This is a genomic window from Streptomyces sp. NBC_01283 (genome assembly GCF_041435335.1).
GTDB lineage: Bacteria > Actinomycetota > Actinomycetes > Streptomycetales > Streptomycetaceae > Streptomyces.
The window spans coordinates 41358-56150 of record NZ_CP108431.1; the positions used below are offsets into that span (position 1 = coordinate 41358).

Annotated in this window: 11 protein-coding genes and 2 pseudogenes; 6 read left to right on the plus strand and 7 right to left on the minus strand. The window is 65.1% G+C overall.

Features of this window, described 5'->3' with window-relative positions:
* Positions 1-19: 19 nt before the first annotated feature.
* Positions 20-919 carry a hypothetical protein gene (locus tag OG302_RS42725; protein ID WP_371750441.1) on the minus strand — a complete coding sequence of 300 codons (900 nt, stop codon included), beginning with the start codon at positions 917-919 and terminating at the stop codon, positions 20-22.
* Positions 920-1316: 397 nt separating this feature from the next.
* Positions 1317-1667, minus strand: a pseudogene (locus OG302_RS42730) (transposase); the annotation flags it as partial.
* 760 nt (positions 1668-2427) lie between these two features.
* On the opposite strand from OG302_RS42730, the gene OG302_RS42735 reads away from it, so the two are divergent.
* Entirely contained in the window at positions 2428-3009 is a 582-nt protein-coding gene (locus tag OG302_RS42735) for a GPR1/FUN34/YaaH family transporter (RefSeq protein ID WP_371750442.1), read from the plus strand.
* A gap of 590 nt (positions 3010-3599) precedes the next feature.
* Here OG302_RS42735 and OG302_RS42740 read toward each other — a convergent pair.
* The 3 genes from OG302_RS42740 to OG302_RS42750 all read right to left on the minus strand — a co-directional run bounded on the left by OG302_RS42740 (position 3600) and on the right by OG302_RS42750 (position 5401).
* Positions 3600-3911, minus strand: coding sequence for a hypothetical protein (locus OG302_RS42740; RefSeq protein ID WP_371750443.1), 312 nt, complete (start codon positions 3909-3911; stop codon positions 3600-3602).
* Between the two features lie 50 nt (positions 3912-3961).
* On the minus strand, positions 3962-4891 hold the full coding sequence (locus OG302_RS42745; protein ID WP_371750444.1) for a hypothetical protein: 930 nt from the start codon (positions 4889-4891) through the stop codon (positions 3962-3964).
* Positions 4892-5149: 258 nt separating this feature from the next.
* On the minus strand, positions 5150-5401 hold the full coding sequence (locus tag OG302_RS42750; RefSeq protein WP_371750445.1) for a hypothetical protein: 252 nt from the start codon (positions 5399-5401) through the stop codon (positions 5150-5152).
* Positions 5402-5663: 262 nt separating this feature from the next.
* On the opposite strand from OG302_RS42750, the gene OG302_RS42755 reads away from it, so the two are divergent.
* A complete protein-coding gene (locus OG302_RS42755; RefSeq protein WP_371750446.1) occupies positions 5664-6047 on the plus strand; it encodes a hypothetical protein in 384 nt (127 codons plus the stop codon).
* A 151-nt stretch (positions 6048-6198) separates the two neighbouring features.
* Here the strand turns inward: OG302_RS42755 and OG302_RS42760 are convergent, their stop codons facing one another.
* Complete coding sequence (locus OG302_RS42760; RefSeq protein WP_371750447.1) at positions 6199-7155, minus strand: serine protease; 957 nt, start codon at positions 7153-7155, stop codon at positions 6199-6201.
* A 961-nt stretch (positions 7156-8116) separates the two neighbouring features.
* Between OG302_RS42760 and OG302_RS42765 the strand changes: the two genes are divergently transcribed.
* Positions 8117-8251 (plus strand): hypothetical protein, encoded by a 135-nt coding sequence (locus OG302_RS42765; RefSeq protein ID WP_371750448.1) that lies wholly within the window; start codon positions 8117-8119, stop codon positions 8249-8251.
* 597 nt (positions 8252-8848) lie between these two features.
* Here OG302_RS42765 and tnpA read toward each other — a convergent pair.
* The gene (gene tnpA / locus OG302_RS42770; protein WP_371750449.1) at positions 8849-9304 is read right to left on the minus strand and encodes an IS200/IS605 family transposase; all 456 of its coding nucleotides are present in this window, start codon (positions 9302-9304) and stop codon (positions 8849-8851) included.
* Here tnpA and OG302_RS42775 point away from each other — a divergent pair.
* The 3 genes and pseudogenes from OG302_RS42775 to OG302_RS42785 all read left to right on the plus strand — a co-directional run.
* Positions 9303-10403: pseudogene (locus OG302_RS42775) on the plus strand (RNA-guided endonuclease InsQ/TnpB family protein); the annotation flags it as partial. The gene tnpA and the pseudogene OG302_RS42775 overlap by 2 nt on opposite strands.
* A 675-nt stretch (positions 10404-11078) precedes the next feature.
* Positions 11079-12797 carry a group II intron reverse transcriptase/maturase gene (gene ltrA, locus OG302_RS42780; RefSeq protein WP_371750450.1) on the plus strand — a complete coding sequence of 573 codons (1719 nt, stop codon included), beginning with the start codon at positions 11079-11081 and terminating at the stop codon, positions 12795-12797.
* Between the two features lie 1245 nt (positions 12798-14042).
* Positions 14043-14180 carry a hypothetical protein gene (locus OG302_RS42785; protein ID WP_371750451.1) on the plus strand — a complete coding sequence of 46 codons (138 nt, stop codon included), beginning with the start codon at positions 14043-14045 and terminating at the stop codon, positions 14178-14180.
* Positions 14181-14793 lie beyond the last annotated feature (613 nt).

Consider the following 14793-nt stretch of genomic DNA (forward strand, 5'->3'; position numbering starts at 1 on the left):
CGCCGCCAACGCGACACCGTCAATCCGCCACATGCAAGAGCGATGGCTCGCTGGTCACTTCGGACGACGTAGGCGTTGCCCTTCTGGTCCAACGCCACGGTCGGAAATGATGGCCGAGACCGGTGGCCGCCTGCTGCTGGGGCCCACCGTCCAACGGCACCCGGATCAACGCGCCACCGCGACCTACGACGTAGGCGTTCTGGCCGGCCCAGTCCAGCGTCACACCCAGGCCGCCTCCGGGAATCTTCGTGCCCACCTGCTCCGGCACCGCCAGTTGATCACTGTCCAGGGCGGGTAGGGGCACCCGCCACAGCACACCGGCCCGGTTCACGACGTAGGCGTTGCGACCGTCCCCGTCCAGCACCACACCGTCCGCAGTGCCGAGGCTGGTGGCCACCGGCTTCCTCTGTCCCCCGTCGTGCAGGGGCACCCGCCACAGCACACCGTCGCGGGTGATGACGTAGGCGTACTCGCCTGCCCAGTCCACCGCCACGTCTGACGGGCTGCCCTGCGCATCAAGGCCGGTGGCCATCAGCTCCGGGGGCTGCTCGTCCAGCGGCACCCGCCACAACTGCCGGGCGCCATTTACGACGTAGGCGTTGCCCTTCCCGTCCAACGCCAGACCCATGCAGGTGTGCTGACTGTCGCCATTCAGGCCGGAGGCGATCAGCTCGGGCGGCTCAGGCGGCTCGTTCTCCCGCCTGCCAAGCGCCAGGTCCAGCTTGAACAAGTTCCCGTCGAAGGTGCTGACGTAGGCATTGCCTTTCCCGTCGAACGCGATGGACCCGGCCATGGCGGGGTCGGTGATGGACTGGTAGCAGTCGTCGGACGGGCAGGTGACGGTCGGCGGGTACGTGTCAGGACCAGCTTCCTGTCCCACCACTTCGCCTGCGCTGCTGTTCTCGTTGGTACTCGTCATTGTCTAACCTCGCAATCAGCCGGGCTCGATTCCATGAGCACTGGGAGCGGTGAGCCAGGAGGAGCAGTTGTGTTCCTGCTTACCGGTCGATTTCCTCGGCCCGTTCTAAGTCACCCACGGCGCGCACCCCCTCGGGCAGGGATGTCGGAAAGTCCTCTGATAAGGGGTGGTCGTGGCTGGTCAAGCCGGATAGTGGAGCTGGGCCGGGCACGTGCAGCGCCGACGGGCAGCAGGATCTGGATGTCGAGCTGGACCGGCGCCTGGCGCACTCACCGGGCGGAGGTGCGGCCTTCTTAGATCGCGTCCGCCCTATGACGATGCCTCGCAACCTGATTCCCCGACGAGGCGGCTCCCATAGACGGCCCTGTCTCACTTTCGGTGGTGGCGGAGCGTGCTGCTATCCGAGGAGGGTGCGGTGCCGAAGGAGCATGAAGCCTGCTCGTCCGTGCATCTGGCGTGCGATCCGTTTGGTCTTGGTGTTGACGCCCTCGGTGGGGGCCGTTGCGGTACGGAAGCGTAATCCCGGTGATCGCGCCGCCGATGTCTCGGTCCACGCCCCGGGTGAAGGCATGCAGATAGGGAAGATCGGCTGCTCGAACCCGGGCGATCCAGCTCGTCAGCGCGTCAGTGTTGCGTCCGCAGCTCAGCCTCTGCGCAGGGGCTCGCGGTAGGGATCGACGAGGCTGGCGCGGTACTTGGGGACGTAGAGCATGCGCTCGGGTCGATCGGCGCAGGCGTAGCGTTTGACAACCCATCACCACGAACGGCCTGACAGCACTGGCTCAACTTTTCGCGTCAGCATCCCTGAGACAGTGCCGCTTTCGTGACTCCCGGCGGCGCCAGCGTCGGGGCGAGGGCAACCGGCAGGGGATGCACCTATACCAAGAGTAGAAGCTGAGGAACCGAAACGGGAGAAGGGGATCACAGAAAAGGCCACGCCTTGCGTATACTTGTCAGTTTTTGGTCATCTAATGCCCAGTATGGACGCTTATGCCATATCCACCTTGGGTTGCGGCTGCCTGCCACCGTTGCCTGGGATGGCAGCAATGTCGTGCCGATATGGTGCGCAATCTCCGAGGGAACCGTGCGGGCAGGCATTGAACAAAAGGAGGAGATCACGGGTAAGGCGCGGGACTACTGGGCCCCGTCCCGGAGGATGAGGCAGGACTCCTCGGCAGTGAGCAGCCCACGGGGAAGCGAGCTGGAGGAGGAAGGCCGTGCAGAGGGCCAGGCATGGAACGCTTATCGGCGACGGCCAACTCGCCCTCCCCGCCCCCATTACCGCGGCCGCGCCACCCTCGCCTGAGGGGTGTCCGAAAAGCCGCGATCTGAATACCCGGTTCGCAGGGGGGCCTCCGACAGCTCCGCCCTCGACCGCAAGACGTCGCCTGCTCGGTACAGGAATCGCCGGGATCGCCCGCAATCCCTAACAAGGATACGAAAGGCGAACAAAGGGTACGTAAAGATTAATTGAGATGTTCCACGAATAGGAATGAAGGGACTCGACCATGCACTACGACGGCTCGGCGAGGGGTACCACCACATCTGCTCTCGGCCATCTCGCACTTGGACTCACTCTGTTGGCCTTCGGCCTGGGAACCACTCGCGTAATCAACGGCGTCACGGCAGCCGATGCGATCACTATCGCCACCTACGTCGGTGGCATCGCCCTTTTTGTTTCGGGCGTTCTGGCGTTCCACGAAGGTTCCCCGTTCAACGGCACGGCCTTCGCGGGCCTGGGCGCCTTCTGGTTCGCCTGGACAAGCATAGACAGCAAGGTCGCAGCAAACGCGGCGGGCCTTTTCCTGGCCCTGTTCGCACTCCTGGCCCTGAGCCTGGTCGTAGGCACAAGAGCCGAGAGCCCGTTCCTGCGAGGCACGTACGGGCTTCTCTTCCTCGCACTACTCCTGCTTGCGAGCGCCCAGTTCGCCGACAGCTTGCCTGTCGCTAAGGCAGCTGGCTGGGTGACTGCGGTGGCAGGTGCTGCATTCTGGTACAGCGCGACGGCTTCGCTCGGCAACTGGCCAACAGGACCTGAGCCCGCTGCCGTCGGACCGGCTAGCAGCCCGTCGGATCCTCCTGTGAGGTAAACGCTGTACGCGGATTCCAAGAGTCGCCGCTGCACGGGGCAGAGTTGGTCAGCGGCGAGTATTCTTGGCAGGCGCTCGGCTGGAAATTCCCAGCCGAGCGTTTCCTTCGTGACCACCTGACGGGTCGGCAAAGCTGCAGTGCCTATCCGAATGTTCACAGGACTTCGTCGCAAACTTCTTGGAGTCCTTGAGCAGAGGGAACAATATCTTCCCCCCGATGGCCAGGCCGCAGACCGTCCCCATCAGGAGCTTCAGCTTGCCGCAGAGATAGGCGAGGGAGACTTCGGTGCCAAAGCCGACCGCTGCTGCCGCGGCTTTCAGTTCATGACCGCGCATATTGAGGTAGCCCCCCAGCCGAAGACGATCCGCAGGTCGGCGACCACAGGGAAGGCGAGGGCCCGCACACCAAGTGCGGTGCGGGCCCTCCATGCGCTTCCGGGACAGCGGCCAGTCCTTCAGGACATTCCGCGCGTCGCGCCAGCGGGTGGGGCAGTCGCGCGACCGTTCTCAACAGGCACGCACTCAGGCAACCGAACGGTCCACCGACGAGCCCACATCGGGTCCCTTCGTCCGCGCGGGCGCGTGGTGGGTCAGTGTAGGAGCGCCGACTTCACCAGGTCGTTTGCGGCGATGAGTCCGAGTCCAGGGACCGCATCGCGCAGGGCCTTCACGGCGCGCACATGCTCGTCTGGTTCCACGCCGGCTTCGGAGAGGGTCCTGCGCACCCATTGTCGGATGCGCTGGTCGTCGGTAGCAGTGGTATGGCGGTTCAGGATGTTCAGTGCTGCTTGGAGTCCGGGCCGCCGGTTGTCGCCGGCTGTCTCCAGCGCGGCATTGATCTCCGATCGGACATCTTCCAAATCATGCAGGACAACAATGGGCGGCTTGTTCTTGCTGACCACGAGGTGTACTCCCATCTAGGCGGTGTGGGGTCTGCTGGCGGGGCTGCTTGTCAGCCGAAGCAGTAACTCTGCACCCCAGCGATGCCGAGGATCTGGACAGCGCCGTTCTTGCCTGCCTTCTTGGCGTGCCGGATGAAGTCGCCCTTGGTGCGCGCTCCCCACAGGAGCCGTGCCGTTGCCTTGGCACCGCCGAGCGCCTTGATCGCCTTGTAGGCCTTGGCTGCCGGGAAGAACGCGACGACGACAGAGGCGGCACACTTGGTCCACCTCCACGCGCTGCTCCAGAAGGGGTCGGCAACAACGGGGAAAGCGGTGTTCTTGTCGAAGTCGATGCTCTGGATGAGAGATCCATCCTGCACGCGGTAGGAGGTCGGTACCGCATTGCCGTCGGCGTCCTTGGCCCACGGGGCATCGAACGAGCCGAGGATGTCAGCGTCCTCGTCAGTTCCGGTCAGGACAAGAACCCTGCCGTCCTCCAACTGCTCGGTGGCGGCGCCAGCCGGAAGGGCGAGATCGAAACGGTATTCCTTGGCGGCGTCGGCGTTGTTGACGGTGATCAGTGCACGAACGCCACCCGCAACTGTCGGTTGCACGGCAAGATCGGCATCCTTGGCCACGTTGGGGTAGACGACCGTGCCGTTCGGTGACTTGATCCCCTTGGCCTGCCCGGCATTGGACAGACCGATGCCGACTGTCGCGCCGTTGGCGGTGGCGCTGATCGTGCCGCTGGCGGTTGCCGGGGTGGTGACGGTGATGGGCTGCCCGGCTCCGGTTGCCGTCACGGACTTCAGGCTCCCATCCGACTGCAGGGCGCTGCCGGCGATGTCCTTTGTGCCGGCAATCCTCTCTACGGCTGCCGCAGTCCGTTCGGCCGTCGACTGCTCATCAGCCGCGACCGCCGTGGGCGCGATGCTAAGGATGAGCGCGCCGACGGCTACGGCGGCTATGGAACTGGCAGATGTGCGGTGAAGAACAGGCATGAACCCTCCCCTATCAATAGCGAAGTCACCCCGGTGCAGGCAGCAACGGGAAGAAGCCGCCTGCACCGGGATGACCTTGATCGAGACCCTGACATAAGGAATGAGTGAGTAGAAACTGTCAGCGGCGTGTCCACGCAGAAGCAGTACTTAAGTCCCAGACACGATCAACTTTTGTCCGCCCGTAACCATCAAGAGCAGCAGTCGGAGATCGGCGCCCTGCATGTGCAGGCCGACGCGATGACGGTGGCGGTGGCGGAACTACAGGGCGCGGCCGCCACCAATCGTCTGCTGTGGGAGGGGCCGGCCGAGCGCGGGCGGACGTTCCTGCTGACGGTGCTCGCCTTCGCGGGCGGCGCCGCCCGGGCCCGGATCGCTGGCGGCATGGATGTACAGAGCGGGCTCGTGGACTTCGGTCAGGCAGCTGAGCCGGGAGAGGGCGGCCAGCAAGCAGAGCACGGCCGCCGTGCGGGAGCCGCACGCTCGGGCCGCCACCGCGGCCGCCCCGCTCATGCGCTGCTCCGACGCCGCCGTCGCCACCGAGCAGCTGCTGCGCGGCCTGGCCGACGTGGAAGAACAGCGTGCGTTTGGAGGCCGCGATGGAGGCGTTCGGCAGGGCCGTCAACGCGGCCACCGCGCCGCGGCTGTCCTGGTGGGCGTGGCGACGCGTTGTCCGCGCCGGGGCGTAGCCGCGCGGGAGCCATCGGCTCGCACAGAGGCCCCGCAGCCAACTGCGGGTTACACAGGGCGGGTGGATGCCTGCCCCACCGCTTGATTGCGCTCCCGCTCCTGGCCGGGCATCGCCCAGGAAATCTATGCCCTGCTCAGCACGTATCAACTGATCCGGATCGCGATCTCAGACGCCGCCCACTCCACCAAGACCGACCCGGACCGATGCGCCTTCACCACAGCCCTGCACGCAGCCCGCGACCAGGTCGTCCAGGCCGCCAACGTGCTCGCCGACACCGTAATCGACCTGGTCGGCGCGATCGGTACCGCCGTACTCAGCGCGCTCCTGCCCACCCGACGACCCCGACTCAGCCCTCGCGCAGTCAAACGCCCCCTATCCCGCTACGCACACAAAAGCCTGAAAGTCGACCGCCGGACCTACCACGCCACCCTCACCATCAACATCTCGACCAACCCGATCAGCCCTTAACTTCACGGCCTTGCCCTAAAGGAGGGGGCCTCCACGAAGGAGACATGGTGAAGGCCTCGACGAGGTCTGGCGGGCCGATGGCCCCGTGGCGCGCCCTGTGGAAGCAAGGTGCCCTGAGTCAGGGCACACCTGCCGCCGTGCGCCTGTGCCGTCAGGAAACCTGTGCCTTGTCGTACAGCGCTTTCGCCTGGTCGCCGAAGTAGGGGCCGAACATCCGGTTCGGTAGGAAGGTGTAGCCGAAGCTGTTCACCGAGACCTGCAGGCCGGTGCCGGCCGTCTCGCTGAACCCGGTGAACCAGGGACCGCCACTGGAACCACCCGTCATGTTGCAGCCCAGGCTGTGGTCCTTCGAGAACAGGAAGTCCTTCGAACTGTTGCCGCTGCAGTAGATCAGCTTCGTGCCGTCGTACGGCGACGCCGCCGGGAAGCCGAAGGCATACATCTGCTTGTTGTAGCCGCCGTTGAACTGGATGCCCTGTCCGCCCGTCACCGACGTCAGCTTCTGGCCGTTCAGCGGAGCGACGACCGCCGCGCCGACGTCGTAGTTGATGTCCTCGCTCGCCTCCCACTGCGGTGTGGTGAGCGTCTTGGACGCGCTCCACCGGCCGTACGGTGCCTGGCCGTTGTCGTACGCGGGCACGAAGACCCAGTTGGTGTGCCAGCTGCCCTGGTACTTGACGCAATGCCCGGCCGTGATGACCGTGCTGGAGTTCTGGCTGGTCACGGCGTTGCCAGAACAGGACGCCGTACGGCCCTGGAAGGTGAAGAACACCCGGCCGGAGGTCTTCACGACGGCGCCGCCACTGGTCCAGGGGCCACCGGCCTGCGGGAACGCGGTGGGGGCGACGGTCGTAGCCTTCCCGCCGGACTTCGGGGCCTTGAGGCTCTTTGTCGCGTTCGGAGTGAGCAGCAGATCGAGCGGGGTGGCGCCGCGCATCCGGTCCGCGGTCCAGAAGGTGCCAGCCTTCTGCCGCTCGGCGGCCGAGGGGCTGTGAGCCGAAACGGGTGCGGGGGCGGCCCCGTTGGCCGCGGTGGCGGCCGACAGCCCGCCCGTGAGCAGGGCTCCCAGGGTCAACAGAATGCCTGCGGCAGTGCGATGGCGTCTCACGCATGTCTCCTTCAGCCGTGCCCGGCCGGGATGGTGCCGGGGCAGGTGGGGATGAGAACGGTGCGGATCGACGTGCGTGAGGCAGCCTGCCACGGAGGAACAGGCTCTGTCAGGAGCGCGTCAGGCCATCACGTGCGTGACTTCACCCCGTACATCAGGCGTGATGGACGGCAGCAGCCATGGGATGCACGTGGAACGGTAGGCGTCGAACGGGAAGCAGTGCACACTGTTGCCCGGACGCGATGGTGCATCAGGATTGGCGCCCGGATGTGGTGCTTCTCCCGGCTGGGAGATAGCGCTTTGACCGCCCTGCCAGTCTGCAGCAGACCTTTGCTGCGCAGATGGACGGACTGCCCCCGAGCCCAGGTGTCGACGTGCGGGTGGGGTAATGATCCATCGGGCAGTACAGGCCGGAGAAGCCCGCCCCGACCACGACGGCGTCCAGCTGCGGGGCGGGGATGAGGACAGCGGATGCTGGTCATTCCGTTCTCCTGACGGGTCGCTGGGGACGTGGTCCTGGGCGGGGCTGGCGAGGGGCCTGGGTGTGGAGCCGGTGGCTGCATGGCACGCCGCTGAAGGGGGCGCGTCAACTCGCCGTCGGGCGTGGGGCGGTGGGCGGGCGGCGTGGGCCGCGGGGGTCGAGGTGGGCTGCTCGCAGGTGAGGCGCATCTTGCTCGCCGAGGGTGGGCAATGGCGCCGTACCCGTTCCTGGACGCGGTCGAAGGATCCAGACTTCGTCTCAAAAGGGCCCGGCCCATCGGCCTCTACACCCACCCACCCGACGACCCGACGGTGGTCTGCGCCGACGAGCTGGGGCCGGTGATCCCGCGTACCGTCCCGCCCGGACCCGCCTGGTCACCCGATGGGCACCGGATCAATGCGGAGAATCGACTACAGCCGCGGACCGGAGAAGATCTAGGTCTACGGAGCCTAACGCGCCCGGGATGGCCAGCAGATCACCATGCCCGCATCCTCCCGCAACAGCCTCTTCTACCACCAGTTCCTGCAACAGATCGAGGACGCCAATCCGCAGGGAGAGATCTGGATCGTCACCGACAGCCTCTCCAGCCACTGCAGCCTGTCCACCCGGACCTGACTGGAGGACCACCCCCGCATCCACTACGCCTTCATCCCCGTCGGAGCCAGCCCGGCTCAACCTACAAGAAGGCTGGTGGCGCATCTTCCGCAAGGCCGCCCTCGCCGGACGGTCGTTCGCCAACCGCAACGACATCGCCCAGGCCCTCTCGCAACCGACCAGACCAACTCCCCTTTCGCGCCCTGGATCTGGGACCGGTCAGCGCCACCAATCTGCCAACTGCGGGGCGAGATACGTACACCGTTTGAGGAACCCAGAACTCCTGTAGGTGGTGGACAGAAAGAGGGGCCGGCGACCGTGAGTGCGCGCACGGGTCCCGTCGGACGTCCTGACAGCCAAGACCCGACCTGTGTATGTCGACGCCCCACGTTTCTCCCCGCCAAGTCGCGTGAGCATTCTGTCCAGTTGGCTGAATGAGACGAACGTGGCTCTCCACCGGGCCCCTGGGGGCGAGGGGCAAGGTTGTCGGAGTTCTGGTGCCGGCGTCCAACAGTTCAGCATGATCTAGCGAGGAGCCCCGGGGCGTTGACGCCCGGGAGGAATCGCTTCTCGAGATAGGTGTGACCCGCACAGGCGCATGGGGCTGCGCTGTTGGCCTCAGTCGGGACGTTTCTGGTTCTCGATGTACTCCTTGATGATCGCCAGCGGTGCTCCGCCGCAGGATGCTGCGAAGTAGGACGGGGACCAGAAGTGATCACCCCACAGGTACTTGCGAATGTGGCCGGGGAACTCCTGGCGCAGCATGCGGGCAGAGACGCCCTTGAGGGAGCCGACCAGTGGGGAGACGGCGGCCTTGGGCGGGTAGTGCACCAGCAGGTGGACGTGATCGCGTTCGCCGTTGAACTCGACCAACTCGGTTTCGAAGTCCGCGCACACGGCCCGCATGATCTCTTCGCAGCGCGTGAGGATCTCGTCGGTGAACGGTCCGCGCCGGTACTTGGGCGTGAAGACCAAATGGGCGTGGAGGGTGTAGACGACCGTACGACCCCTGCGAATATGGGGTTTGGCTCCCAGCGGGGTGACATAGATCAGCGGTAGTAACGGTGAGTGCATGAAGATCGTGACGCAGGTGAAGCTGATGCCGGAGGCCGACCAGGCCGCCGCGCTGCGCTCCACGCTGCGTACGGTCAATGAGCTGGCGTGCTGGGTGTCCGAGGTGGCGTTCGCCAACGGTGTGCCGCGTGAGTACGAGCTGCGCAAGCACACCTACCCGCGCCTGAAGGCCGCAGGGCTGGGGGCGCAGGCAGCACAGCACGTAATCAAGAAGGTGCGCGATGCGTACACAACGCTGCACGCCAGCATTCGCGCCGGTAACCTGGGCAAGCCGAAGTCGAAGCGCCGGACCAGGGCCGAGTCGAAGCCGATCACGTTTCGTCCCGCTGCCGCGCAGCCCTATGACGATCGCTGCCTGTCTTGGCAGTACGACGCACAGACCGTCAGCATTTGGACCACCGCCGGACGCATCAAGAACGTCCGCTTCGTCTGCTCCGCCGACGCGTTCAAGACACTGCGCGAGTACCGCAAGGGTGAGTCCGACCTGATCGAACGCGACGGCGACTTCTATCTGATCGCCACGTGCGACGTTCCCCAAGCGCAGACCTACGAGCCGGGCGGCTTCATCGGCGTGGACCTCGGCATCGTCAACATCGCCACCACCTCCACCGGCTACATGGCTGCCGGGCGCGGCCTGAATCGGTACCGCAAGCGTCAGCTTGCCCTGCGGGCCAAGCTCCAGAGGAAGCGCACCAAGTCCGCCAAGCGCAGGCTCAAGGAGCGTTCTCGCCGTGAACAGCGGCACGTGAAGAACACCAACCACATCATCGCGAAGACGATCGTGACCGAGGCTGAACGCACCTCGGCCGGGCTCTGCCTTGAACAACTCAAGGGAATCCGGCAGAGGGTACGGCTGCGCAAGCCCCAACGGGTCACGCTCCACTCCTGGGCCTTCGCCCAGCTCGGAGACTTCATCGTCTACAAGGCCAAGCGGGCCGGGGTGCCCTTGGTCTTCATTGATCCTGCGTATACGTCGCAGACGTGCGCCGAGTGCGGCCATGTCGACAAGCGCAACCGTGTCGACCAGGGGCTTTTCATCTGCCGGGGGTGCGGGGTCGTTGCCCACGCCGACCGGAATGCTTCCCGCAGTGCGACACGAAGTCGCTGCTGTTTCAGTGAAACCAACGAAAGAGAGGAAGGTGGTTTCCCGACCAGTGGCCAATGGTCGGTCCCCAGCCTCGGGTGCGTCGGCGGTAACGCCGGGGTGCTGAGCCGAGGTGGTCAAGTCCAAGAGTCCGGTGGGCCATCACTGGGCAACAGGCGAAGGGGAAGTCCAATCGGGCGAACGAGAGTGAACCCTTGTGATTACGGGTCGTCAGCATTGCACCGCGTCAATGGCGAGCAACCGGCGGTGGAAACTCCTAGTGCAGAGAAGCACGACACGGCGCGGCTCCCTTGTGGGGGAGCGATGGGCCTGCGGGTCCGCCGCGTAGGTCACCGTGGGAGTCGGCTCATAGAGGGCGCCCTACCTGGACGCAACTGGCAGTAGCGGAACGTGGGAACCCCGTACGGGTCCGGCGAGTGTCGGTGAGCCGGAGGCAACGAAGGCTGAACTCCCGTGCGGGAACAGGATGGTTCAAGAAGCAAAGGCCGCTAGAGCGAAAGCTCAGGGGAAAGCCGGGCAACGGGAACTCTCTCCCGCGGGTCATAACCCGGCGGATATCAGTCGCATGACTGGACTCGAAAGAGCGCTGACGTGGACCAGGTAGGCCATGCAGAACTGATGGGTAGGAACTTGCACCTCGGCGCAAGTTGGACAGAGGGGGAACGAAACATGTCCACGGACACGACGGTCCGCCCGATGAACGGAACCGAGGACGATGCCAAACTCTGGGCCAGCATCGACTGGTACGGGGAAGAGGAATCCGTAAAGCGACTGCGCCAGAGGATCTACAGGGCAGCAAGGAATGGTGACCGCAAGCAGGTGCGCAACCTGCAAAAGCTGATGCTGCAGTCGAAGGCGAATGCGGTAACAAGTATCCGCCGGGTGACGCAGCAGAGCACCGGCAAGAAGACGGCGGGCATTGATGGAGCCGTCGCCCTGACCGCAAAGGACAGAGGGCGGTTGGTGAGGCTCACACTGGCCGAACCGGAGATCCCAGCGAAGCCCGTCAAGCGTGTGTACATTCCAAAATCCAACGGAAAGACCCGCCCGCTCGGAATCCCTGTCATCAGGGACCGCGTCAACCAGGCCAGGGCAAAGAACGCCCTAGAGCCGGAATGGGAAGCGCAGTTCGAGGGGCGGAGCTACGGATTCCGGCCAGGTCGAGGATGCCACGATGCCATCTTCACCGTGACCGCAAAGAAGGGGGCAAAGAGGCTGTGGGTACTTGATGCAGACCTCTCTGCCGCCTTCGACCGAATCAGTCACGACCACCTCATGAACTCAATTGGACTGTTCCCCGGACGGGGGCAGATCAAGGGGTGGCTCAAGGCCGGAGTCATGGACAGAGGCACCTACGCGCACACAGTAGAGGGAACACCGCAAGGTGGCGTCATCAGCCCACTACTGCTCAACGTAGCCCTACATGGAATGGGGGACGCGATCGGGGCCAACTTGCCCACAGCAAGGTGGCAGGCTCCGTCCCCGGCACTTATTCGGTACGCAGACGACTTCGTGGCCATTTGCGCGACGGAGCAGGAAGCGCATGATCTGAAGGTCAAGCTAGCGGAATGGCTTGATCCGAGAGGTCTGTCCTTCAACGAGGAGAAGACGCGCGTCGTCCACCTCAGCGAAGGGTTCGATTTCCTCGGATTCAACATCAAGCGGTTCGGCGACAAGACGATCACCAAACCGAGTAAGGAAGCGGTACAACGTGTCAAGAAGAAGATCAAGGCCACCATCCGCGAGCATCGCGGGGAGCCAGCCGAGAGGCTGGTGGCTTCCCTCGGACCGTTAGTCCGAGGGTGGTCTACCTACTACCGGCACGCTGTATCCAGCCAAACCTTCGCCAAGCTCGACCACTTCACTTACTGGGCCTTGAAGAGGTGGGCACTCAGGTGCCACGCCAACAAGACCACCCGATGGATTCGGGAACGGTATTGGGGGAGGTTCGAAAAAGGTCGGAGCGACAAGTGGGTATTCGGCTCCAGCGAGAAATACCTGTCGAAGTTCGCTTGGACAAAGATCGTCCGGCACACGATGGTCAGAGGGGACGTGTCCCCAGATGACCCGGAGTTGGAGAGCTACTGGAGAAGCAGGTCCCGGAAACGGATGCCGGAGGTGGAATCGAAGAAGATCCTCCTCCTGGCCCATCGGCAGAAGGGGCTATGCGCCAGGTGCGGACAGGATCTGATCGAGGGCGCGGGGTTCGACCCCGATGACGTCAACGATTGGGCGAAGTGGTTCACGGCCCACTATCGGGGAGTACATGTGCATCACCTCACCTACCGCAGCAGGGGTGGTAGTGATCACCTCAGTAACCTGGAGGTCATCCACACGCATTGCCACCGGCAGATCCATGCCGGGGATAAAGAAGGTCACCAGCGCTGAGCGGCCAGAGGCCCGCTTGAGCCGGATGCGGTGGGAGTCGCACGTCCGGTTCTGAGGGGGGCCCGGCGCAGTAATGCGCCGGGCCTACCCGACACATCGCCACCCGTGGCGAGACCGTGTGGAATGCGGGGCGTGAGTCACGCGTCCCTGCCACCCCATAGGGGTGTCTGAACGGAGGAGCCAACCCAGCAGCCAGTTGGGCGCTACCTCCAAGCCCGGTCCTTAAGGGCCGCGTCAAGTTGACCGGTGTTCCAGGGTGAGGGCCATCAGCGGTTCACGCCATTCATTTGGGCTGCAGCAGCCGTGACGGAGGAGCCGCCCTCACCCCACCTAGACGATCCTCAGGCGGCCCTGGGCCAGACGCGTGCCCCGGTGTGCAGCTTCACCGGGGGTGTGCGCGGAACACCGGGGGTGGGAACCGAGGTCCCGTATACGCCCGTCGCACACGCTTACCTCCGCCCGTTGCGCTTCGCTTGACTGCCCTACCTCGTCCAACACATACAGCCCACGGATAAGGCGTGAGAGCGGAGAGGGAGCCTGACGTGCAAGATCCTTTGTTAACTGCCGAAATCGTCACCTCCGGAGGGGTTCTCTGTAGTCGCCTGCTCCCCAAACGCGGCGATCTGCTCGGTCAAGGCGACGACCAGAGCGGCGTGGCGGTGGCCGCGCAGGCGGTACTGACGTGTTCGGGGAGACCGAGCTGCGGCTCACGCAGAGTCAAGTGCACTTTCGGGGAGTCGGTCCCTCGACCTGCGGGTTCGCAGGCCGATGGACCTTGGGCCCTGCCAGCATCACCACCTGATGCGGACGGCGCCGTTTGCCACCGCCGCTACCGTTCATGTCGCTGGTGACGCCCATGGCTACTCTGCTAGGCGTGCTGCCTTCGGACGTGGCGCCAGAGTCCCAGCCACTCCGGGGGCGGCTCCTGCATGCGTGGCCTACCCGTGGCGGCGCCACCACCGCTGCCGCTGTGTGCTTGCCGTCCACTCCCTTGTACAGGCCGAGAGACCCGGACCAAGCGTGTGAACTCCCGGCCCCCACGGGAGATGCGCAGGTTCGGAAAAGACTGCGGCACAGTCGGCGACGGGGCCCCGCCCGGGTCCTGCGACCTGGAGCACACGGGTCAGATTCCACCACCTCCCCTTGGCTCCTCCGCGGCACCCGCCGAGCACGGAGGCACCACGCGGGAGGAGACGATGCCCGGCTGCTCCAGGCGCAAAAGACGAGGTCATCCATCTGCGGTCCGTGGGAGTGGACTTGGGCAAGCGGTTCCTGCTGGCCTGTGTCCGCGTTCCCGCCACGCAACAGGCCGGCCGCTGGCCGTTGAAGACAGAGCGGCACCACCACGCCGACGTGCGGCACCTGCTGGCCGGGCTGCTCTAGCATCGAGTCGAAAAGGTCGTCATAGAGGCGGCCTCGGACTACTGGCGCAGCATGTACTACTTGCTGCAGCCGCACCTGAACCTCACGCGGGTCAACCCGCCCACCTCAAGGGCGTCCGGGGCCGCCAGAGCGATCCGAGCGACGCGGCCTTCCTGGCCCGCGCCGGCGCTTCCGGCATGGTGATGGCCTCCCTCGTCCCGGTCGCGGCATCCGCGAACTTCGTGATCTCACCCACCGCCGAACCGAGTTGGTGCGGGCAGTGGGCTGGGAAGCCCAGCGGCTGGAGAAGGAGCTCAAGGACACGGGGATGAAACTCTCCGCCGTCCTCAGCGACATCACCGGCGCCAGCGGCCGAGCTCCTGGAGGCTCTCATCCGCGGCGAACGCGATCGGGCCTTCTGAGCGCCGATCTCCAACCGTTTACCACCGAAGACGCCGCTGGTGCGGTGCCGCGGCTCGGCAATCGTCAATCCCCGGTCGGCCAGCTCCCGAAACCGGGCGCCTTCCTCCCGGAGAATCCCCATGCTCAAGGCTCTCTCTCCGCGCCAGCGGCTGGCTGCCATACGAATCGAAAGTCGAGGTCCGGCGCCAATTGAGGACAGCAGCGAGGCCAT